The sequence below is a fragment of the Pseudomonas sp. Cab53 genome, assembly GCF_018325965.1.
GTDB classification, from domain to species: domain Bacteria; phylum Pseudomonadota; class Gammaproteobacteria; order Pseudomonadales; family Pseudomonadaceae; genus Aquipseudomonas; species Aquipseudomonas chlororaphis_E.
Genome location: NZ_AP021902.1, coordinates 1,891,080 through 1,914,498, shown reverse-complemented (window position 1 = coordinate 1,914,498; position 23,419 = coordinate 1,891,080). Strand labels below are relative to the sequence as shown.

General features: G+C 66.3%; 8 protein-coding genes and 1 pseudogene. 5 read left to right on the top strand and 4 right to left on the bottom strand.

What is annotated here, in order from left to right:
- Nucleotides 1-85 precede the first annotated feature (85 nt).
- Nucleotides 86-13,071: pseudogene (locus tag KI241_RS08360) on the bottom strand (non-ribosomal peptide synthetase).
- 292 nt (nucleotides 13,072-13,363) lie between these two features.
- Between KI241_RS08360 and KI241_RS08355 the strand changes: the two are divergent.
- Nucleotides 13,364-13,912: an RNA polymerase factor sigma-70 gene (locus KI241_RS08355; protein WP_042730202.1), complete on the top strand. Its 549-nt coding sequence runs from the start codon at nucleotides 13,364-13,366 to the stop codon at nucleotides 13,910-13,912.
- A 69-nt stretch (nucleotides 13,913-13,981) separates the two neighbouring features.
- Here KI241_RS08355 and KI241_RS08350 read toward each other — a convergent pair whose 3' ends face one another.
- The 3 genes from KI241_RS08350 to KI241_RS08340 form a co-directional block, all read right to left on the bottom strand.
- Nucleotides 13,982-14,995, bottom strand: coding sequence for a GNAT family N-acetyltransferase (locus KI241_RS08350; RefSeq protein ID WP_042730201.1), 1,014 nt, complete (start codon nucleotides 14,993-14,995; stop codon nucleotides 13,982-13,984).
- A 70-nt stretch (nucleotides 14,996-15,065) separates the two neighbouring features.
- Nucleotides 15,066-15,842, bottom strand: coding sequence for a transporter substrate-binding domain-containing protein (locus KI241_RS08345; RefSeq protein ID WP_042730205.1), 777 nt, complete (start codon nucleotides 15,840-15,842; stop codon nucleotides 15,066-15,068).
- A 114-nt stretch (nucleotides 15,843-15,956) separates the two neighbouring features.
- Nucleotides 15,957-16,583, bottom strand: a complete 627-nt coding sequence (locus tag KI241_RS08340) for a TetR/AcrR family transcriptional regulator (protein ID WP_042730200.1) — start codon at nucleotides 16,581-16,583, stop codon at nucleotides 15,957-15,959.
- Nucleotides 16,584-16,760: 177 nt separating this feature from the next.
- Here KI241_RS08340 and KI241_RS08335 point away from each other — a divergent pair, with 177 nt between their 5' ends.
- The 4 genes from KI241_RS08335 to KI241_RS08320 are packed head-to-tail and all read left to right on the top strand — an operon-like array spanning nucleotide 16,761 to nucleotide 23,406.
- Nucleotides 16,761-18,551, top strand: a complete 1,791-nt coding sequence (locus tag KI241_RS08335; RefSeq protein WP_047737475.1) for an acyclic terpene utilization AtuA family protein — start codon at nucleotides 16,761-16,763, stop codon at nucleotides 18,549-18,551.
- Nucleotides 18,552-18,581: 30 nt separating this feature from the next.
- On the top strand, nucleotides 18,582-20,198 hold the full coding sequence (locus KI241_RS08330; RefSeq protein ID WP_042730764.1) for an acyl-CoA carboxylase subunit beta: 1,617 nt from the start codon (nucleotides 18,582-18,584) through the stop codon (nucleotides 20,196-20,198).
- 36 nt (nucleotides 20,199-20,234) lie between these two features.
- The gene (atuD, locus tag KI241_RS08325) at nucleotides 20,235-21,392 is read left to right on the top strand and encodes a citronellyl-CoA dehydrogenase (protein WP_042730763.1); all 1,158 of its coding nucleotides are present in this window, start codon (nucleotides 20,235-20,237) and stop codon (nucleotides 21,390-21,392) included.
- 40 nt (nucleotides 21,393-21,432) lie between these two features.
- A complete protein-coding gene (locus KI241_RS08320; RefSeq protein ID WP_042730762.1) occupies nucleotides 21,433-23,406 on the top strand; it encodes an acetyl/propionyl/methylcrotonyl-CoA carboxylase subunit alpha in 1,974 nt (657 codons plus the stop codon).
- Nucleotides 23,407-23,419: the final 13 nt, after the last annotated feature.

Below are 23,419 nucleotides of genomic sequence, written 5' to 3'. Positions count from 1 at the left end.
GCCCGCTCCCACAGGGGCTCAGTGTTCACAAGCCTGGTGTGGGAGCGGGCTTGCTCGCGAAGAGGCCCTCACCGCCACCGCCGCCCTACAGCCCCTCCAGCTCGGACATCAAGTCGTTCAGCCGATCCACCTTCTCCCCGGTGATTTCACTGGCCGCCAGCCCCTCGATGTAACGGGCCAGCGCTTGCACCGTGCTGCATTCGAACATCGCCCGCAGCGGCACCTCGCGTTGCAGGGCCTTTTGCACCCGTGAAGCGATTTGCGTCGCCAGCAGCGAATGCCCGCCCAACTCGAAGAAGTTGTCGCGTACCCCCACCCTCTCGACCTTCAGCACCTCGGCCCAGATGTCCGCCAGGATCTGCTCCAGTTCATTGCCGGCCGCCTGGTAGTCCTGGCTTTGCAACTGGCCGATCTCCAGGGCCGGCAAGGCCTTGCGGTCGAGCTTGCCGTTGGCGTTGAGCGGCAGGCGCTCGAGCCACAGCCAGTGCAGCGGCACCATGTACTCCGGCAGTTCGGCCCGCAGCCGCTGCTGGATACGCTCCAGGCGTTCACTGGGGCTCAGCGCCGTATCGGCGGCCACCAGGTAACCCACCAAATGCTTGCCATGGACGCCTTCCTGCACACCCACCGCCGCGTCGCGCAGTTCGGGTTGTTCGTGCAGGCGTGCCTCGATTTCCCCCAGTTCGATGCGATAACCGCGCACCTTCACCTGATGGTCGATGCGCCCGACGTACTCCAACACCCCGTCAGGGCGCCGCCGGGCCAGGTCGCCGGTGCGGTACAGCCGCTCTCCCGGCGCCCCGAACGGATTCGGCACGAACACCGGCGCGGTGCGCAAAGGATCGCTGACATACCCGCGCCCCACCCCGGTGCCGGCCACGCACAACTCGCCGACGGCGCCCAACGGCACCAGGTCCAGCGCGCCGTCGAGCAGGTACAAGCGATTGTTGTCGGTGGGCGTGCCGATTGGCAGGTAGGTGCCACGGGTCGAGGCCAGGTCCACGCGGAAGAACGCCACGTCATCGGAGCACTCCGCCGGACCGTAGGCGTTCACCAACCCGATGGCCGGGTAGCGCAACAGCCATTGGTGGGCCAGCTCCGGTGGCATCGCCTCGCCGGTGGGCAGCATCCAGCGCAGGCCATCCAGGCCGATGCGCTCCTGGGCGAGCATGCCCTGGATCAACGACGGCACGCTTTCCAGCACCGTGATGCCCTGCTGCTGCACGTGTTGCAGCAAGCCTTGCGGGTCATGGGCGATGGCATTGGGCACGATGTCCACCCGCGCGCCGAACAGCGGCCCGGCGAGGAACTGCCACACCGAAATGTCGAAGCTCTGGGACGCCGTCTGGGCGATCACGTCGGCTTCGCTCAACGCCAGGTACGGCACCTTGCTGAGCTGGTTGTTGAGCATGCCCCGTTGTTCCACCATCACGCCCTTGGGCAATCCGGTGGAGCCGGAGGTGTAGATGACGTAAGCCAGGTGCTCCGGCCCGCTGTAGATACCAGGGTTTTGCACCGACGCAGCGCTGGCCTGCACCTCTTCCCACACCAATAGCTTCGGCCGCCCGGAACAGGCGAACGCGTCCAGCAGGGCCAACGCCTGGGCGCGGCAGGCCTGGCTGCACACCAGCAACGGCGTGCGGCTCAGCTCGATGATTCGCCCCAGGCGCTGGCTCGGCAGGCCCGGGTCCAGGGGCAGGTAGCCGGCACCGGCCTTGAAGCTGCCGATGATCATGCCCAACAGGTCCGCGTCCCGCTCGGCCAGCAACGCCACCGGCTGGTCGGGACCGACGCCGGCGGCCACCAGCGCATGGCCGAGGCGATTGCTGCGGGCGTTCAGTTGCGCATAGGTGTGCGTCACGTCCAGGCAACTGACGGCGATGCGCTGGGGATGGGTCGCCACCTGGGCTTCGAACAGTTCGACGTAGCTGTGTTCCAGCGGGTAGGCCCGCTCGCTCCGGTTGCAGCCATGCACCAGCAAGTCCCGTTCCTGGGCGCCAATCAACGGCAGCTCGGCCATCTCCCCGTGGAACCCGTCCACCAAGGCCAGCAACAGGCGCTTGAACTCCGCCAACAAGCCCTGGACGGTGGATTCGTTGAAGTAGCGCTGGTCGTAGGAAAGGTGCAGACCCAGGTCATCCCCGGATAACAGACCGCCGTCAGCGGGAAGTTGGTGTGGGTGCGGCCCGAGTCCGAGGTGGCATTGAGACTCTGGGCGCGGTCCAGTACCGAGACCTCCACCGGTGCGTTCTCGAACACGAACAGGCTGTCGAACAGCGGCTGACCCTTGGGCAACTCGCTGACCTCCTGGATGCTCACCAACGGCAGGTATTCGTACTCACGCAACTGCATGTTGCTGTCCAGCAGGCCGCCGAGCCATTGGCGCACGCTGCACGGCTGATGGTCCTCGGGCATCTGCACCCGCAAGGCGACGCTGTTGATAAACAGGCCCACGGTGCGCTGCATCTGCGGCAGTTCCACCGGACGCCCGGCCACGGTGACGCCGAACAGCACGTCGCGGTCGCCGCTCACACGCCGTAGCACCAGGGCCCACGCGCCCTGGGCAAAGGTGTTGACCGTCAGTTGATGGGCCTGGGCCAGTTCCCGCAGGCGCGCACCGTCCCGGGCATCGAGGCGGGTGTAGCAGTCGCCGACGATCATGCCGCCGCTGTCACCGGCGTGTTCGCGCAGGAACGGCCGGTCGGCGGGGATCGGCGTGGTCCGCTCGAAGCCTTGCAGGTTGCGCTGCCACCACTGCCGGGCCTCGGCCAGGCTCTGGTGTTGCAACCAACCGATGTAGTCGCGGTAGCGCGGCGGCACGGCCAGCCGGGGTTCGCGGCCCTCACCGAGGGCCGTGTAGAGCTCGAAGAAATCGTCCATCAGCAGCGAACGGCACCAGGCATCGATGAGGATGTGGTGGTTGCTCATCATGAACCAGTAGCGCGCCGCGCCGACCCGGATCAGGCGCAAGTGGAACGGCGCCTGGTTCAACAGATCGAAACCGGCCTCGCGCTCGTCCTTGAGCAAGGTTTGCAGCCTGGCTTCCTGCTGGTCTGGCGACACCTCGCTCCAATCGAGGTAATCCACCGGCGTGCGACCGGGCTTGTGGATGATTTGCAGCATGTCTTCGCCCACGTTCCAGCAGAACGAGGCGCGCAGGGCTTCGTGCCGGGTGATGACCGCTTGCCAGGCCTGGGCAAAACGCTGCGGGTCGAGTTCGCTGTTGATGCGGTAACGGTCCTGCATGTAGTACAGGCCGGTGCCTGGTTCCAGCAAGGTGTGCAGCAACATGCCTTCCTGCATCGGCGTCAGCGGGTAGACATCCTCGATCTGCGCGGCGGGAACCGGCAGGCTGTCGAGCTGGCCCTGGGTCAGTTTCGCCAGGGGGAAATCCGAGGGCGTCAGGCCGCCCGCCTCATCCGAGAGGCAATGGGCGATCAGTTGCCGCAGCTCATCGAGGTAAGCCTCGGCCAGCTGGCTGATCGCGTGTTCGTCGTGGCGTTCGCGGCTGTAGGTCCAGCGCACCACCAACTCGCCACCGCTGACCTGGCTGTCGATGCTTAACTCATTGGGCAGCGGCGCGTCGGCGTCGTGGATCGCCCCGAGAGGTGCGTCCAGCGCTCGGAACAGTGCGTCGTGGCCCAGGGTCTGGTCGAGCTGGCCCAGGTAGTTGAAGGTGATCGACGCTTGCGGCAAGACGGCCATGGCCTCGCGCGTGGCCTCGTCGGCCAGGTAGCGCAGCACGCCATGGCCGAGACCTTTGTGGGGCACGACGCGCAGCTGTTCCTTGATGGCCTTGATCGAGGCCCCCTGGTCGTTGACCTCGGGGCGCAGGCGCAGCGGATAGACGTTGGTGAACCAGCCCACGGTGCGGGTCAGGTCGAGGTCATCGAACAGCGCCTCGCGGCCGTGCCCTTCGAGCTGGACCAGCACCGACTCATGGCCGCTCCAGCGGCACAGCACCCGGCTCAACGCCGTGAGCAACAGATCATTGACCTGGGTGCGGTAGGCACTCGGCGCCTGTTGCAGCAGTTGCCGGGTCAGCTCGCGGTCCAGGTGCACGCTGACGGTTTGCGCGTGACGCTCCAGGCGACCGCCGTCAGGGTGCGCGCACGGCAGCGCCTGCGCCGGGCCACTCAAGCGTTCTCGCCAGCCGTCCAATTCTTCGCGCAGGGATTCGCTGCCGGCGTAAGCCTGCAGGCGCGCCGCCCAGTCACGAAACGGGCTGGTCTTGGCCGGCAACTGCGGCGCCTGGCCGGCGGCCAGCTGGCGGTAGGCGGTTTGCAGATCGTCCATCAGCACCCGCCACGACACACCGTCAACCACCAGGTGATGGATGACGATCAACAGCCGTTGCCGGCCTTCGGGCAACTGCGCCAACAGCGCGCGTAGCAACGGCCCGGTGGGCAGCTCCAGACTGCGCTGCGTTTCGGCGAACAAGCTCTCGCAGGCTTCCAGGGACGTGACCTGGACCGACTCCAGCCACCGCGCCTCGGCCAGCGGCTGGTGTGCGGCGCGCCAGTGTCCGGTGGTGGCGTCGAAGCCCAGGCGCAAGGCATCGTGCTGTTCCACTACGCTGCGCAGCGCCTGCTCCAGGCACTGCGGGTCGAGGGCGCTGGTCGGTTCCAGCAACAGCGCCTGGTTCCAGTGATGACGGTTCGGCATCGGCGTTTCGAAGAACCAATGCTGGATCGGCGTCAGCGCCGACTCACCGCTCACCATGCCCTGCTCGGCGCGCACCTGCTCGACATGACTGGCCACGGTCGCCAGGGTCTGCACGGTCTGGTGCTGGAACAAGTCCCGGGGCGTGAAATGAATGCCCTGCTGCCGGGCGCGACTGACGACCTGGATGGACAGGATCGAATCGCCGCCCAGTTCGAAGAAGTTGTCGTTGAGGCCGACCTGCGCGACGTTCAGCACCTCGCCCCAGATCGTCGCCAGGGTCTGCTCCAGGGCACTGGCCGGCGCCACATAGTGCTGGCGGTTGAGCTCCGGGTCCGGCGCCGGCAAGGCGCGGCGGTCGAGCTTGCCGTTGGCGGTCAGTGGCATGTTCGCCAGCAGGATCAAGTGCGTGGGCACCATGTAGTCCGGCAGTTGTGCCTTGAGCTGGCTGCGCAAGGCTTCGCGCAATGCCGCCTGTTGCCCGGCGTCCTGTTCGGCGATATCGCTCACCAGATAGGCCGCCAGTTGCTTGCCTCCTGGCAGGTCAAGGGCGAGCACCACCGCTTCGCAAATCGCCGGGTGTTCCAGCAGGCGGGTTTCGATTTCCCCCAGTTCGATGCGGAACCCCCGGACCTTCACCTGGTGGTCGATCCGCCCGAGGTATTCCACCTGGCCATCGGCGCACTGGCGCACCAAGTCGCCGGTGCGGTACAGGCGCCCGCCAGCAGTGGCGAACGGGTCGGCGACGAAGCGCTCGGCGGTCAAGCCCGGACGCTGGTGATACCCCTGGGCCAGCCCCGCACCGCCCACATACAACTCGCCGGTGGCACCCTGGGGCACCAGCGCCAGGTGCGCGTCGAGGATGTAGGCCACCCGCGCGCCGACCACGCTGCCGATCGGCACGCTCGCAACGCCCTCCTCCAATCGCTCCGGCGCCAGGCTCGCCAACGGCATCACCACGGTTTCGGTCGGGCCGTAGGCGTTGAAGAACAGGCTCGGGCTGAATGCCGCCCGGATCCGTTGCAGGTGCTCCCCCGTCAGCGCTTCGCCACCGGTGATGCACATGCGCACCGGCAGGGTTTGCCCGTGGCTCGCCAGCCATTGCGCCAACTGGCTGCCATAGCTGGGGGTGAAGCCGAGGACGTTGACCCGATGCGCGCGAATCAACCCGCAGATGCCCTCGGCGTCCCACTGCCCCTGGGCCCGCAAGACCACCTGGGCACCGCTGAGCAGCGGCACCAGCAGGCGCTCGGTGGCGGCGTCGAAGTTGATTGAATAGAAATGCAGCTCGCAATCGTCCGGGCGCATGCCGAAGCGTTGGATCACGGCCTGGCAGTGCATGGCGATTTCCCCGTGGGACACCACCACGCCCTTGGGCTGGCCGGTGGAACCAGAGGTGTAGATCAGGTAGGCCGGGTGCTGCGGCAAGGTGTTCGACGGCGGCGCCTGGTCCGGGTATTGCGCCAGCGCCGGGCTGTCGTCTTCCAGGCACCAGCACGCCACGCCGTCGGGCAACGGACCGAGGGCCTGGAACAGGGCCCGGTCACTGAGCAGCAAGCCAACGCCGCTGTCCGCGATCATGTAGTGCAAGCGGTCCAGCGGATACTCCGGATCCAGCGGCACGTAGGCGCCGCCCGCCTTGAGGATCGCCAACAGGCCGATGACCATCTCCAGCGAACGCTCCAGCGCCAGGCCCACCCGCACCTGCGGCCCGACGCCGCGCTCGCGCAGCACCCAGGCCAGGCGATTGGCGCGGCGGTCCAGCTCGCCGTAGCTCAGGGTCTGCTCGGCGAAGGTCAGGGCCGGCGCTTCGGGCCGGGCCTGGACCTGTTTGTCGAACAACCCGTGGAGGCACTGGTCCAGACGATGCTCACCGGGTTCGACCCCGAGGCTGTCGAGCAACTGTTGCTGTTCCTCGGCGGCCAGCAGCGGCAGTTCACCCAGGCACCGGGCCGGGTCGGCCAGCAGCGCCTCCAGCAGATTGCGCCAGTGCCCGGCCATGCGGGCGATGCGCGGCTCGTCGAACAGGTCGGTGCTGTAGGTCAGGCAGCAACCCAGGCGATGATCGAGGTCGGTGACCTCCAGGTTGAGGTCGAACTTGGTGGCCCGGGCGTCGTTGGCCAGGTATTCGACGCTCATCCCGGCCAACGTGCGGCGCTGCTGGAATTCCCAGCGCTGCACGTTGCACATCACCTGGAACAGCGGGTTGTAGGCGGCGCTGCGTGGCGGTTGCAGGGCTTCGACCAAGTGATCGAAAGGCAAGTCCTGGTGAGACTGGCCTTCGATCACCGTGTGCCGCACCTGCTCGAACAACTCGCTCACGCTCATCTGCCCGTCGAGTTGGCAGCGCAGCACCTGGGTGTTGAGGAATGCGCCGATCAGCCCTTCGCTTTCCGGGCGAATGCGGTTGGCCACCGGCGCGCCGATGCGCAAGTCGGTCTGGCCGCTGTAGCGGTAGAGCAGCACCGCGAGGGCGGCGGTCATGGTCATGAACAGGGTCAGGCCGTGTTCGGCATTGAAGGCATGCACCCGCGCCGCCAGGTCATCGCTGAGGTCGAAACGAAACAGCTCGCCGCGATGGCTTTGCACTGGCGGGCGCGGACGATCGCCGGGCAACTCCAGCAGCGGGTGTTCGTCGCCCAGTTGCGCGGTCCAGTAGTCCAGTTGGCGTTGCCGCTCGCCGGACTCCAGCCACTGGCGCTGCCAGACGCTGTAGTCCAGGTACTGCACCGGCAAGGGCTCCAGGGGCGACTCGCGGTCATCGACAAACGCTTCGTACAAGGCGCTCAATTCGCGGGCGAAAATGTCCATCGCCCAGCCTTCGGTGACGATGTGGTGCAGGGTCAGCACCAGGTAATGTTCACGCTCGCCGGTCTTGACCAGGCAGGCGCGCAGCAATGGCCCGGTTTCCAGGTCGAAGGGCCGGTGGGCCTCGCTGTCCGCCAGTTGTTGCACGCGTTGTTCACGGACGTCGGCGGCCAGGGTCGAGAAGTCCTTCCAGTCCATGCGCAGGCCTGTCTCGGCGTGCACCTGTTGCCGGGCAACCCCGTCGATGCTCGGGAAGGTGGTGCGCAAGGTTTCGTGGCGCAGGATCAACGCCTGCAACGCCGCCTCGAAGCGCCCGACGTCGAGCACCCCGCGCAGGCGCGCCATGCCGCCGACGTTGTAGGCCGGGCTGTCCGGTTCCATCTGCCAGAGGAACCACATGCGTTGCTGGGAATAGGACAGCGGCACCGGTTGGCCGCGGTCGACCTGCTCGATGGGGGGCTGGCGGTTGGTCTGGCCGCTGGCCTGGATCAAGCGCACCTGTTCGGCGAAGGCCCCCAACTCGCTGGCCTCGAACAAGACCCGCAACGGCAGCTCGACGTCGCAGACCTGGCGGGTGCGGGAGATGATCTGGGTCGCCAGCAGCGAATGGCCGCCCAAGGCAAAGAAATCATCCCGCAGGCCAATCCGTGCAAGCCCCAGGACGTCGCGCCAGATTCCGGCGATCTGCTGTTCGAGGGCGCTGGTCGGCTCGACGTGTTCGCGCACCTGCCAGTGCGGCTCGGGCAAGGCGCGCCGGTCGAGCTTGCCGCTCGGGCCCAGGGGCATGGCGTCCAGGCGCAGCAGTTGGGCCGGCACCATGTAGTCCGGCAACTCGGCGGCCAGGGCGGCCTTGAGCCGGGCGTGGATGGCATCCTGGTCTTCGGAGACATCGGGGGCGGTGTAGTAGCCGATCAGTTGCGGGCCCGCCGAGGTGTCCCGCACCAACACCGCAGCCTGGGCGACACCGGCCTGGGCCAACAGCCGCGCTTCGACTTCCTGGGGCTCGACGCGAAAGCCTCGTAGCTTGACCTGTTGGTCGAGGCGACCCATGTACTCGATCACGCCCTCGGCGTTCCAGCGCGCCCGGTCGCCGGTGCGGTACAGCCGCGTGCCCGCCTCGCCCAGCGGGTCGGCGACAAAGCGCTCGGCGCTCAGGCCGGGACGGGCAAGGTAACCACGGGCCAATCCCAGGCCACCGATGCACAATTCGCCCGGCACACCGGCCGGCACGGGATTGAGTTCGTCATCGAGGATGCGGCACAGCACGTTGCCCAGTGGCCGACCGATCGGCGAGTGCTCGCCATCGGCCTCGGTGCAGTGCCAGTGGGTGACGTTGATGGCAGTTTCGGTCGGGCCGTAGCGATTGTGCAATTGCGCAGCCGGCAGGTGCGCCAGCACCCGGTTGCGCAGCTCGGCCGACAAGGCTTCGCCACCGCAAAAGACGCGACGCAGGCTCGTGCAACGGGCGCTCAACGGTTCGTCGATGAACAGGCTGAGCAGCGGCGGCACGAAGTGCAGCGTGGTCACGCCAAACTGTTGCACCAGCTGGGCGATGCGGTGCGGGTCGCGGTGTTCCCCCGGGCCGGCAAGCACCAATTGGCTGCCGGTGAGCAGCGGCCAGAAGCATTCCCACACCGACACGTCAAAGCTGATCGGCGCTTTTTGCATCAGCACGTCGGTTTCATCCAGCCCATAGGTGGCCTGCATCCATTGCAGGCGCTCCGCCAGGGCCGCGTGGGTGTTGCCCACGCCCTTGGGCTGGCCGGTGGAACCGGAGGTGTAGATCACGTAGGCCAGGTGATCGCCATGCAGGTGCAGGCCCGGTGGGTTGCTCGGCCATTGTTCCAGGTGCAAGGCGTCCAGGGCGATGACGCTGACGCCCGCGCAGGCGGGCAAACGATCGAGCAAGGCGCTCTGGGTCAGCAGCAGTTCGACACCACTGTCCTCAAGCATGTAGGCCAGGCGCTCGGCCGGGTAATCGGCATCCAGCGGCACATAGGCACCGCCGGCCTTGATGATCGCCAGCACGCCGACGAGCAACTGCGGCGAACGCTCGGCGGCAATCGCCACGCAGACATCCGGGCCAACGCCTTTGTCGCGCAGGTAGTGCGCCAGTCGATTGGCCTGGGTGTGCAACTCGGCGTAGTCCAGGCGACCGCCGTCCCACAGCAACGCTGTGTGCCGCGGCGTGCGCCGGGCCTGTTCGTTCAACAGCTCCGGCAACCACTGGCTGGCCGGCGCGCACGGCGCCGCGCTCCACTGCCGTTGCTGGGCGTATTCATCGGCGCCGAGCAACGGCAGTTCGCCGATGGCTTGTTGCGCATCGGCACAGACCGCGCGCAACAGGTTGCCGTAATGCTCGGCCAGGCGAGCGATGGTCGAGGCCTCGAACAGGTCGTCGGCGTAGTCGAACGACAGGGTCAGCCGGCCGTGGCGATCCTCTTCGCTGTGCAATTGCAGGTCGAACTTAGCTTCGCGACTGTGCCACGGCAACTCATCGGCCAGCAGCCCCGGCAGGCGACGCAAGGCGCCCAGGTCGCGTTGCTGATGGTTGAACATCACCTGGAACAGACCCTGCTCCCGAGCCTGGGGAAACGCTTCCAGCAGTTGCTCGAACGGCAGGTCCTGGTGGGCCTGGGCGCCCAGGGTGGCCTCCCGCGCCTGGCCCAGCAACGCGGCGAACGGCTGCCGCGAATCCACCTGTCCGCGCAGCACCTGGGTGTTGATGAAGAAGCCGATCAGACCCTGGGTTTCCAGGCGTGGCCGGTTGGCATTGGGCACGCCGATGCGGATGTCGGCCTGGCCGGTGTAACGCTGCAGCAGGACCTGGAAAACCGCCAGCAACAACATGAATGGCGTCGCGTCGTGGGCCAGGGCCGTTTGCCGTACTGCGTCGCTCAGGGCCTTTTCCAGGCGCAAGCCATGCCGCGCGGCACGGCGCCGAGAGTGGGCGCGGCGGGGATGATCCGTGCTCAGCGCAAGAGTCGGGTGCTCATCGCCCAGTTGCTGCCGCCAGTAGGTCAATTGGCGTTCGGCCTCGCCCTCGGCGAGCCACTGGCGCTGCCAGTTGCCGTAGTCGGCGTACTGCAACGACAGCGGCGCCAACGCGGCAACCTGCCCCTGGCAGGCCGCCGCGTACAGCCGCGAGAACTCATCGACCAGGATGTTCATCGACCAGCCGTCGGCGATGATGTGGTGCAGCGTCACCAGCAGGTGGTGGTCCTCGTCGTCCAGACGCACCAGGCGGACCCGCAGCAACGGGCCCTTTTCCAGGTCGAACGGGGTGCTGGCTTCTTCCTCCCGGATCTGGCGTGCGCGGGCGTCGCGCGCGTCCCTCGGCAGGTCGCGCAGGTCGAATACCGGCACGTTGAACTCCACCGCCGGATCAATCTGTTGCAGGGCGACGCCGTCGCGTTCCAGGAACCGTGTGCGCAAGGATTCGTGGCGCTCGATCAGGTGCTGGAAGCTGCCGCGCACGGCCTCTTCATCCAGCTCACCGCGCAGGTGCAAGGCGCCGGGAATGTTGTAGGCGCCGCTCGCGGGATCGAGCTGCCAGGTGATCCACAAACGGTTCTGCGCCAGGGACTGCGGCAGCGCGTGGTGGCGCGCCAAGGTGCCGATGGGGTCCTGGGCCCGACCATTGGCCGAGGGCAGGCTGGCCACCGCGGCGGTGAAGGCGGCCAGGGTCGGGGCCTCGAACAGCAACCGCAGGTTCAGCGCCATTCCCAGGGCTTCACCCAACCGTGCAATCACCTGGGTCGCGGCGATGGAGTTGCCGCCCAGCAGGAAGAAATGATCGTCAGCCTGGACCTGTTCGACCTGCAACTGCTCGCACCAGAGCTGGCCGATCAGCGTTTGCAGGGACGTTGACGGCCCGGCCTCGGCGACCGCCTCCGTGGCCTGCGACGGAAACCGCGCATAGCTGTCGAGGCTGCCGTCCGCCAACCGGGCACGGCAGGCCGAGCGCTGCAACTTGCCGCTGGACGTCTTGGGCAAGGCGCCGGGGTTGAGCAGCGCCACCACGCTCGGGGCTTGCTGGCAGGCCTCGGCCACGGCTTGGCGAATGGCCTTGATCAAGGTGTCGGGCGCCAGGAGTTTCTGCACGCTGCGGCTGATTTCCACGGCAATGCCAATGCCTTCCTCACCGTGGTCATCGACCGCGAACGCTGCCACCCGGCCCTTGCGCACCGCCTCGACCTCGCGCTCGACGGCTTGCTCGATGTCCTGGGGATACAGGTTGTGCCCGCGCACGATGAGCAAGTCCTTCAGGCGGCCGGTGATGAACAGCTCGCCGCCGCGCAGGAAGCCCAGGTCGCCGGTGCGCAGCCAGGTGCGACCGGCGTGCTGGACGAACGTCTGGGCGCTGGCTTCGCGATTGCGCCAGTAGCCGTGGGCGATGCTGGGCCCGGCGGCCCAGACTTCGCCGACCTGGTTGTCTTCGCGCACCTGTAACGTGGTGGGTTCGACGATCAGCACGGCATGGCCCGGCTGGCTGACACCGCAACTCATCACCGCACTGCCCTGCCCCGGCTCGACACGGTTGAGCGCCAGTGCCGCGTCGTCCACCCGTAGCGAAGGAATGCCTTGGCGACGCGGCGTGCCGGCCACGAACAGGGTGGCTTCCGCCAAACCATAGGAGGCCATGAAACTGGCCTCGGTGAAGCCGCACGGGGCGAACTTTTCAGCGAAGCGTTGCAGTGTATCGAGGCGAATCGGCTCGGACCCCGAATAGGCCACGCGCCAACCGCTCAGGTCGAGACGCTCCAGGGCCGCCTCACTGACCCGCTCGCTGCACAGCCGGTAGGCGAAGTCCGGGCCACCGCTGATGGTGCCACCGTACTCGCTGATCGCTTCGAGCCAGCGCAGGGGCCGGGCCAGGAAGTAGCCAGGCGACATCAGTACGCACGGCACACCGCTGAAAACCGGCTGCAACAGCCCACCAATCAGGCCCATGTCGTGGTACAGCGGCAGCCAGCTGACGATGACGTCATCGGGGTTCAGGTCGATGCCGAAACCCTGGCGGATCAACAGCTCGTTGGCCACCAGGTTGCCGTGGCTGACCTGCACGCCCTTGGGCAAGGCGGTGGAGCCGGAGGTGTATTGCAGGAAAGCGATGTCATCGTCCTGCAACGTGGGTGGCAGCCATTGCTCGGCGAGCCTGGGCTGCAACGTATCGACGCACAGCACCGGCGGCGCCGATTCGAGGGCTTGCAAGGGCTCGCGCAAATCGCTGCTGGTGAGCAACAGGCGCGGCTCGGCGTCGGCGATGATCGACAGCAGGCGCTCCTGGTGATGACGGCGCGCGGACTCCGGTGGATAGGCCGGCACCGCGATCACGCCGGCGTACAGGCACCCAAAGAACGCCGCGACGTAATCCGGGCCGCTGGGGAACAACAGCACCGCACGTTCGCCGAACGCCGCTTCGGCCTGCAAGGCGGCGGCGATGGTTCGGGCACGCACATCCAGGTCGCGGTAACTCAACACCACACCCTGCTCCGGGGTATCGGCAAGGAAGCGCAGGGCCACCCGGTCCGGCGTCAACGCGGCGCGGCGCTGGAGGGCATGGGCCAGGGTGCTGGGGAGTTCGAACGCGTCGGTCATGAGGTTTCCTGCCTGAAATTCGGCTTGCAAGTGGTATCGGGTGTTCTTCCATCCAACCAAGGGAACGGATGCCACGGGCAAAGAATTAGTCGGCGATCGCGTGCGCCAACCCTGTCAGGGGTGTGATCCGACTGCGGCAATGGGTCGCGCTTCAGGCGCTGGACTTACACGCTGCAATAATTCTTTTTCTCAATTGACAATCATTATCATTAAGCCTAATTTGGCGCTCGATGCGTAGGACAGGTCGGACAGATCATTCGTCCTGCTAACTTTTTGCAGCAAGGTGAATTCCATGACGGAACAAGTATCCACAAGCAGGTGTGAGTCACCGTTACTTCAGGCGTTCGTCGATAATCGCTTGATCCTGGTCAAGATTGCCGCGCGTATCACCGGGTGCCGGTCCCGCGCGGAAGATGTGGTGCAGGACGCGTTCTTCCGACTGCAATCGGCACCGCAGATCACCTCGTCGTTCAAGGCACAGCTCAGCTACCTGTTCCAGATCGTGCGCAACCTGGCGATCGACCACTATCGCAAGCAGGCGTTGGAGCAGAAATACGCGGGGCCGGAGGAGGAAGGCTTGAACGTGGTGATCCAGGGTGCGTCGCCGGAAACCTCCCACATCAACTTCTCCACGCTGGAGCACATCGCCGATGCGCTCACCGAACTGCCCAGCCGAACCCGCTATGCCTTCGAGATGTACCGCCTGCACGGCGTGCCACAGAAAGACATTGCCAAGGAACTGGGCGTCTCGCCGACCCTGGTGAACTTCATGATCCGCGACGCCCTGGTGCATTGCCGCAAGGTGTCCGGGGTACGCGGGGACACCTTCGCCCGGCGATAAGCGCCGGGCCATCGGACAGCCCCTTCGCGGGCGGACTCGCTTGCACAGGTGTCCGCCGCACGCCCTACCCTACATCAGTGAGCAACGGTCAAAAAACCGCTCCCGCCCCAGGATCATCAGCGCCGCGCGCTTGTGGGGGAAGTCGAATTCCTTTTCACAGTGGAAACACTGGTTGTGCAGGTGCCCGATCATCCGCGCGTTGTCAGCCCGGGGTTCGGCCACCACGCGCTGGGTGCGCGGGTCGTCGAGGAACAGGTAATGCACCAGCGCCGACAACCAGCTCGCCACCTTGTGCGGCCCGCGGTGCTGTTCCTCGCCCACCAGCATGTGGATGCCGCGATCGTAGTGCCCGGCCTCATAGAACGGCGCAATACGGTCTTCCTTGGCCCAGTAGGCTTCGAAATAGGCGAACGGCTGGTCATCGAAACAGCCGATCAGGGTCAGCACACGGGGATCGTCCGCCAGCGTGTCCAGGTACTCGCGATGCTGCGCCAGGGTGCCCTCCTCCTGCCAGAAGCTCGCCACCCGCGGGCTGTTCTGCCAGCGGTTGAAACGCTCCAGGTCCTGCTCGATCTCCAGGGTACGCAGTGATACCCAGGCGCCCAGCCGCGCGTCGAAGCGCCGGTACACCTCGCCACGCGGCTTGACCGGCCGGCGCGGATGACGCCGGCCATCGGTGATGATCATCTGCTGCGGGTAACTGCCATTGAACGACTCCCCCAGCCAGGGTTGCGGCAACTGCCAGAACATCGTGCGCTCGCAGACGTATTCGCCGGGACGCCCGGCGCTGGTCAACAGGCCACTGAGCAAGGCTTCGCCGGGGCGCTCCTGAAGGTGCCAGACCAGGCGTCGACAGTCCGGGTCACGGGCAAACAACCAGTAGCAGGCCGCCCAGAGCGCCGGGCCCACGGGACGGTCGTGGACCTCCTGCAAGTGGACATGCAACTCGGGCCCGCGCTCCAGACGCAGCCGGATCAGCGGCGCGCCTTCAAGCATCAGGCTCAGGTGGCGTTCGGTTTCATCGGCGCCGAGACGGCGCCCGCCGGGCAGGGGCAACGCCATGGGCTGGTTGAGATTGGACATGGAAAGGGGCTCGCGTAGTCGTCGGTAGTCAACGAGGGACGTGAGCCGCGCCGGGAAATTTAGGGCCCGCTCAGTGGGCGTGCGTGGGCACCAGCTCGATCTGGTACGGCTTGAAGATCTTCAACAGCTGGCCGTTGTCCCGCAGCGTCTGCAACAGTTGCGCAAACGCCTCGCTGGTAATGGGTGCCTGGGGCCGGATCAGGGCGTAATGGTGGTAGACCTGATCGATACGCTCGGACACCAGCAATTGCGGGCCGACCTCAGGATTGCGCAGCACATAATCGTTGAGGTACGAGCGAGTCACCAAGGCGATGTCGGCGCGCCCGCGCAAGACCATCAGCAGGTTGCTGTCGTGGGAGTACGTCAGGGTGGCGTTGTACTGGCCGGCGAGGAACTTGGAGTCGGCGTTGAATTCGGCAAAGGCGTAGTGGTAACCGCTGAACAGCGCCAGGCGCTTGCCCCTCAGGTCGGCGAAATAATTCTGCTGGCGGTCTGGCTGGTGCTGGGCGACGAAGACTTCGGCGTCTTCCAGGCCCATGTCGACCGCCGTATGCGGCACATCCTGCCAGCCCCAGTCGGGGTTCTCGAAAATCGCCATGTCGACCCGGCCCTGCTTGAAGTCGTTGAAACGGCGAGGTATGGAGGTCGGGACCAGGACGAACTGATAGGTTGCCTGCGATTGATTCAAGGCCTCCACCATCTGCGGCAGCAGGCCCGTGTCGGCACCGTTCTCGGGACGAACGGTGTAGGGTGGAAAATGCGCGGCACCGATCCGGACCAATTGCGCCGCCGAGGCCGGCAACGCCAGGAAAGCGGCCAGGGCAGCCAGCAGCACACGGGAAGTCATCCCCATCGGCGAAAACGTCAAGATCCCCACTCCCCAAAAGTACCCGTCAATACAATCAAGCTAGGCGGTTTCAGCCGCTTAGCCAGCCCTATGGCGATTTAAAGCACCGCTTGATTATTGTTTTTCTTCAAGCACCAGGATCAGGGCTTGCTCGGCCAGCTCATCGAGACTCAAGTTGCCTTCGGCGCGAAACCAGGTGGTGGTCCAGGACAATGCGCCGGTGAGGAAACGTCGGGTAATGAACACGTCTCCGCGAATATACCCGGCCGCCTTGGCCTGGCCCAGAACCTCGAGCCACAAGTCTTCATAAATGTCGCGCAGGGCCAGCACCTGCCGTTGCCCGTCCTGGGACAGCGAGCGCCATTCGTAGACCAACACGGCCATCGCCTCGCCGGTGCCGCCCATGATCGACTGCAATTCACAGCGGATCAGCGCCAGTACCCGTTCGCGCACGCCACTCGCCTCGGCCAGCGCGGCCCGCATCAACGCCGTGTTGTAGCGCACGGTTTCTTCCATCACCGCCCGCAGGATCTCGTCCTTGCTCTTGAAATGGTGAAAGATGCTGCCCGACTGGATGCCCACGGCGCTCGCCAGGTCGCGCACGGTGGTGCGTTCGAAGCCCTTGTTGCGAAACAGATGGGCAGCGCTCTGGAGCAGTTTGCCACGCGCGCTCTGCGGGTCGGTCAGTTGCCCGTTGTCGACCAGCTCGTGCATCACATCCAGGGCTTTTTGCTCGTCCACCCATTCTCTCCTACAGTCGATCAACCTATGCGCGGCCGCGTCCCAATCAACAGAGCTGCGCGGGCAATTTAAGCCGACCCAGGCCACCAAGCAAGCGCTCGGGTGGAAAACCCGCAGCCGTTTACAGACCAAGCGCTTGCTTGGTAGTCTCGAGCCACGCTTGCCGGAGGGAATCTCATGCCAGGAACGATCCGCATCGGTTGCGCCAGCGCCTTCTGGGGCGATACCTGCAGCGCCGCCGCGCAACTGGTCGAAGGAGGCGCGCTGGACTACCTGGTGTTCGACTACCTGGCGGAAGTCACGATGTCGATCCTGGCCGGGGCGCGCCTGAAGGATCCCCAGGCCGGCTATGCCACGGACTTCATCGAGGTGCTCACGCCACTGCTCCCGCGCTTGCACGCCGAGCGGATCCGCGTGATCAGCAACGCCGGCGGAGTCAATCCCCAGGCCTGCGCCGCGGCGCTGCAAGCGGCGTGTGACCAGGCGGGCGTGCCGTTGAAGATCGCCGTGCTGCTGGGCGATGACTTGCAAGGGCAATGGGATCGGCTCGCCGGCCAGGGCCTGCGCGAGATGTTCAGCGGCGAGCCCCTGCCGCCCGCGTGCGTGTCCAGCAACGCCTACCTCGGCGCGCCGGGCATCGTCGAAGCCTTGCGCCTGGGCGCGGACATCGTGATCACCGGGCGGGTGGTGGACAGCGCCGTGGTCAGTGCCCCTCTCGTACATGAATTCGGCTGGGCCTGGGACGACTACGACAAACTGGCCCAGGCCGCGCTGGCAGGCCACCTCATCGAGTGCGGGGCACAATCCACCGGCGGGAACTTCACCGACTGGCGGGAGGTACCGGACTACGAGCACATCGGCTTTCCCATCGTCGACGTTAGCGCCGATGGCCAATTCATCGTCACCAAGGCCCCCGGCACCGGCGGGCTGATCACGCCACTGACAGTCGGCGAGCAATTGCTGTACGAGATCGGCGACCCGCAAGGCTACCTGCTGCCCGACGTGATCTGCGATTTCAGCCAGGTCCGGCTGATCCAGCAAGGCAAGCATGCGGTACGCGTCCATGGCGCCCGGGGCCTGCCGCCCAGCGACCAGTACAAGGTCTGCGCCACCGGGCTGGACGGCTACCGCTGCACCGCCACCTGCCTGATCGCCGGTATCGATGCGGTGGCAAAGGCTGAACGGGTCGGCCAGGCAATTATCGCCAGGACCTCGCAGATGTTCAGCCAGCGCGGCTGGGCGCCCTACCGCGAGGTGAACGTCGAGTTGTTGGGCAGCGAAGCCACTTACGGTCAGCACCGCCGGCGCCAGGACACCCGTGAAGTGGTGCTCAAACTGGCGGTTCGGCACCCGGACAGGCAAGCGCTGGTGCTGTTTTCCCGGGAAATCGCCCAGGCTGCCACCGGCATGGCACCCGGGCTGACCGGCATGGTGGGTGGCAGGCCGACGGTGTCGCCGTTAATCCGCCTGTTTTCGTTCCTGATCGACAAAGCCCACTGCACGCTCGCGATTGAATGCCAGGGGCAACGCCACCCGTGCCCCCTGCCCCCTCTCGACACCTTGCAAACCGACGACCTGCCGCTCGCCGCAGACGTGCCCAAACCCCAGGGTCGGGCCGATGCCAGCGTGCCGCTGGTCAAGCTGGCGGTGGCGCGCTCCGGCGACAAGGGCAACCACGTCAATATCGGCGTGATCGCGCGTGCGCCCGAATACCTGCCGTGGATCGCCGAAGCCCTGACGCCGGAAGTGGTGGTCGACTGGATGAGTCACGTCCTTGACCCGTTGCTGGGCCGCGTCGAACGCTGGTACCTGCCGGGCACCCATAGCCTGAATTTCCTGCTGGAAAACGCCCTGGGCGGCGGTGGTGCCGCCAGCCTGCGCGGCGACCCCCAGGGCAAGGCGCTGGCCCAGCAGTTGCTCGATATCCAGATACCGGTGCCGCAAAGCATCGCCGATCAACTCGACTAGCGCGTTCGCATCGAAAAAGGAGAACGGTCCATGCCGGTCATCGAAACGCTGCTTGACCCTCACAGCACCGACTTCGCCCGCCACCACGCGGCCATGCTGGCGGGCGTCGAGCAACTGCGCGCGATCGAACAGGCCGTGCTGGAAAAAGCCGCCCAGGCCCAGGACACCTTCGACCAGCGCGGCCAGTTGTTGCCGCGCCAGCGCCTGAACCTGCTGCTGGACCCCGGCGCGCCGTTCCTCGAACTGGCGAGCCTGGCCGGCTACAAGCGCCATGATGACAAGGATGGCAGCCAGGCCGGCGGTGGCCTGATCGCCGGGATCGGCCATGTGTCCGGCGTACGGGTGCTGGTGGTGGTCAACAACAGCGCGATCAAGGGCGGGACCATTTCCCCCAGCGGCTTGCAGAAAACCCTGCGCCTGCAACAGATCGCCATGGAAAACAAACTGCCGGTCGTCACCCTGGCCGAAAGCGGCGGCGCCAACCTCAACTATGCCGCGCAGATCTTCGTCGAAGGGGCGCGCTGCTTTGCCAATCAGGCACGGATGTCGGCCATGGGCCTGCCGCAGATCACCGTGGTCCATGGTTCGGCCACCGCCGGCGGGGCCTATCAGCCGGGGCTGTCGGACTACGTGGTGGTGGTGCGCGACAAGGCGCGGTTGTTCCTGGCCGGGCCGCCGCTGCTCAAGGCCGCCACGGGCGAAGTCGCCAGCGAAGAGGAACTCGGCGGTGCGCAGATGCATGCGCAAGTGGCAGGCACCGCCGAATACCTGGCGCAGGACGATGCCGACGGCATACGCCTGGCCCGGGAGATCCTCAGCTTGCTGCCCTGGAACGCGCAACTGGCGCCCTCGCCCGAACGGACCTGGGCCGAGCCGTTGTACCCCGCCGACGATCTGCTGGGGCTGGTGCCCGACGACCCGAAGAAGCCCTACGACGTGGCGGAAATCATCGCCCGCATCGCCGACGGCTCGGCGTTCCTGGCGTTCAAGCAAGCATTCGACCCGCAAACCGTTTGCGGCCATCTGCACATCCGCGGCCATGCCTGCGGCGTGATCGGCAACAACGGCCCGATCACCGCCAAGGGCGCCAGCAAGGCCGCGCAGTTCATCCAGTTGTGCGACCAGAGCCGCACGCCGCTGCTGTTCCTGCACAACACCACCGGCTTCATGGTCGGCACCGAATCGGAACGACAAGGTGTGATCAAGCATGGCGCCAAGATGATCCAGGCCGTGGCCAATGCCCGGGTGGCCAAGCTGACGGTCGTGGTGGGCGGCTCCTACGGCGCCGGCAACTACGCCATGTGCGGTCGCGGGCTGGACCCGCGCTTCATCTTCGCCTGGCCCAACAGCCGCACGGCCGTGATGGGCGGCGCCCAGGCCGGCAAGGTGCTGCGCATCGTCACCGAGGCCACGCAGATCAGGCAGGGCGTGAGCCCCGACCCGAAGATGCTGGACCTGCTCGAACAGACCACCGCGCAAAAACTCGACAGCCAGTCCAGCGCCCTCTACGGCAGCGCCCACCTTTGGGACGACGGGCTCATCGATCCGCGTGACACCCGCACACTGCTGGGCTACCTGCTGGACATCTGCCACGAAGCCGAGCGGCGGTCGCTGCAAGCCAACAGCTTTGGCGTGGCCCGTTTCTGACCCGGTGATGGACTTGCGACCACGGAGAACAAAAAAATGATCTTCAGCCAGGAACACGAAGCACTGCGGCGTAGCGTTTGCCAGTTCGTCGAGCGCGACATCAACCCCTACGTCGACGAATGGGAGCAAGCCGGGCAGTTCCCTATCCACGAGGTCTTGCGCAAGGCCGGCGACCTGGGTTTGCTGGGCATTTCCAAGCCCGAACAGTTCGGCGGCATGGGCCTGGACTACAGCTATTCGATCGTCGCGGCCGAAGCGTTCGGGACGATTCATTGCGGCGGCGTCCCGATGTCCATCGGCGTACAGACCGACATGTGCACGCCAGCGCTGGCGCGTTTTGGCTCCGATGCGCTGCGTGAAGAGTTCCTGCGCCCGGCCATCCGTGGCGAACAGGTGGGCTGCATCGGCGTTTCCGAGATCGGCGCCGGTTCCGACGTCGCCGGGCTCAAGACCACGGCCCGCAAGGACGGCGACGATTACCTCATCAACGGCAGCAAGATGTGGATCACCAACGCCCCGAGCGCCGACTTCATGTGCCTGCTCGCCAACACCTCCGACGACAAGCCCCACCACAACAAATCCCTGATCATGGTGCCCATGCGCAGCCCCGGTATCAGCCTCGGCGAGCCCCTGGACAAACTCGGCATGCGCAGCTCGCAGACCGCCCAGGTGTTCTTCGATGACGTGCGCGTGCCGCAACGCAATCGAATCGGCCAGGAAGGCGCCGGGTTCATGATGCAGATGCTGCAGTTCCAGGAAGAACGGCTGTTCGGCGCGGCAAACATGCTCAAGGGCATGGAGCGTTGCATCGACAGCACGATCGAGTACTGCCGGGAGCGCAAGACCTTCGGCAGCGCCCTGATCGACAACCAGGTGATCCACTTTCGCCTGGCGGAACTGGCCTGCGAGGTCGAATGCCTGCGGGCGCTGGTCTACCAGGCCACCGAGCAGTACATCAACAGCCAGGACGTGACCCGGCTGGCGTCCATGGCCAAGCTCAAGGCCGGACGCCTGGCCCGGGAAGTCACCGACAGCTGCCTGCAATACTGGGGTGGCATGGGCTTCATGTGGGACAACCCGGTCGCCCGGGCCTACCGCGACGTACGGCTGGTGTCCATCGGCGCCGGGGCCGACGAGATCATGCTGGGCATCCTCTGCAAGCTCATGGGGACGTTGCCGGGCAAGCAGCACTGAAAGCGGCCCACCAGACACCGCAGAACCCAGGACAGAACCCATGCCCGTCTTCAGCAAACTGCTCATTGCCAACCGCGGCGAAATCGCCTGCCGGATCCAGCGCACCGCCCAGGCCCAGGGTTATCGCACGGTCGCGGTGTTCAGCGAAGCCGACGCCGATGCGCGACATGTGCGCGTGGCCGATGAGGCCGTGCTGATCGGCCCGGCCTCGGTCCAGCAGTCCTACCTGGATCCGACGGCCATCCTCGAGGCGGCCCGGCGCACCGGCGCCGATGCGATCCACCCCGGCTACGGCTTCCTCGCCGAAAACGCCGGGTTCGCCAGGGCCTGCGCGGCGGCCGGTATCGTGTTCATCGGTCCCAGTCCCGAGGCCATCGAACGGATGGGCAGCAAGCGCCGCTCGAAAATCGCCATGCTCGCCGCCGGCGTGCCTTGCATCGCGGGCTATGAAGGTGAAGCCCAGGACGACGACAGCCTGTGCCGGGAAGCCGCGCGCATCGGCTACCCGCTGATGATCAAGGCCAGCGCCGGTGGAGGTGGCCGTGGCATGCGCCTGGTGCAGCGGGCCGAGGACCTGCCTGAACAACTGCGCATCGCTCGCGCCGAGGCGCTGCACGGGTTCGGCGACGCTGAACTGATCCTCGAACAGGCACTGCTCGACCCGCGTCATGTGGAAATCCAGATTTTCGGCGACCACCACGGTCAACTGATCCACCTCGGCGAGCGGGACTGCTCGATCCAGCGGCGCCACCAGAAAATCATCGAAGAAGCGCCTTGCCCGGTCATGACCGCCGAACTGCGCCAGGCCATGGGCAATGCGGCGCTCATGGCGGGCCGCGCGGTGGACTACGTCGGTGCCGGGACCGTGGAATTCCTCTTGGCCGCGGACGGTCGGTTCTACTTTCTGGAGATGAACACCCGCCTGCAAGTCGAACACCCGGTCACCGAACTGATCACCGGCCAGGATCTGGTGGCCTGGCAACTGGACATCGCCGCCGGCCTGCCCTTGCCGCTGCGCCAGGACCAGGTACACCTGGACGGGCATGCCATGGAGGTGCGCCTGTACACCGAAGACCCCGCGGCGGATTTCCTGCCGCAGACCGGCCGATTGATCGGTTGGGAGCCCCCCACGGGCGAGGGCGTGCGAATCGACCACGGTTTGCTGGAAGGCCAGGCCATCACGCCGTTCTACGACTCGATGCTGGGCAAACTGATCGCCCACGGCGCCACCCGCGAGCAAGCCCGACGCCGATTGCTGCGGGCAGTGGAAGATTGCGTACTGCTGGGCGTGCAGAGCAATCAGCGGTTGCTGGCGGCGTTGCTGGCGCATCCGCGCTTCATCGACGGCGACGTCGGCACCGGTTTCATCGAGCAGCACTTTGCCCGGCATGTCGCCCTCCAGGCATCGACGCCATCCGCCGAACAACTCGCCATCGCCACGGCCCTGTTCTATCAATGCGCCCGCGCCCGGCATGCCGCCGACCTGGGCGGCTGGCGCAACAACGCCGGCTCGGCGCTGCGTTACCGGATCGGCATGGGCGAGCGCGACTGGACCCTGGACCTGCTGGCCAGGCCCGACGGGACGCTGAGCATCCACGGCGCCGAACGCTCGGTCGAACTGAAATGGCTGGAGGTCGACCAGTCTGGCGCCGTGCTGATGCTCGATGGCCTTCGCCAACGCCATCGCTGGCGCCTCGACGGCAACGATCTGTGGTTGTTCACCCGCCCCGGTGGCCTGCCGCTGCAAGACCGGACCCGCGCCCCCATCACGCCCGCCGCCAGCGCCCCTGGCGACGGCCTGCTCAAGGCCCCCATGGACGGCGCGATCGTCGAGGTGCTGGTCAGCGAAGGCACGCGGGTTCGCCAGGGCCAGCTGTTGCTGGTGCTGGAAGCGATGAAAATGGAGCACCCCCTCAAGGCGGGCTTCGACGGAGTGGTCAGGCAATTGCAGGTCGCGCCCGGCGAACAGGTCAGGCAGCAGCAGGTTTTGTTGCGAGTCGAGACAGCGCACTAGGCGGATGCGCCGG

Coding starts and splice junctions, on each gene's coding strand:
- KI241_RS08355 (WP_042730202.1), top strand. CDS start 13,364: ATGACGGAACAAGTATCCACAAGCAGGTGTGAGTCACCGTTACTTCAG.
- KI241_RS08350 (WP_042730201.1), bottom strand. CDS start 14,995: ATGTCCAATCTCAACCAGCCCATGGCGTTGCCCCTGCCCGGCGGGCGC.
- KI241_RS08345 (WP_042730205.1), bottom strand. CDS start 15,842: ATGACTTCCCGTGTGCTGCTGGCTGCCCTGGCCGCTTTCCTGGCGTTG.
- KI241_RS08335 (WP_047737475.1), top strand. CDS start 16,761: ATGCCAGGAACGATCCGCATCGGTTGCGCCAGCGCCTTCTGGGGCGAT.
- KI241_RS08330 (WP_042730764.1), top strand. CDS start 18,582: ATGCCGGTCATCGAAACGCTGCTTGACCCTCACAGCACCGACTTCGCC.
- atuD (WP_042730763.1), top strand. CDS start 20,235: ATGATCTTCAGCCAGGAACACGAAGCACTGCGGCGTAGCGTTTGCCAG.
- KI241_RS08320 (WP_042730762.1), top strand. CDS start 21,433: ATGCCCGTCTTCAGCAAACTGCTCATTGCCAACCGCGGCGAAATCGCC.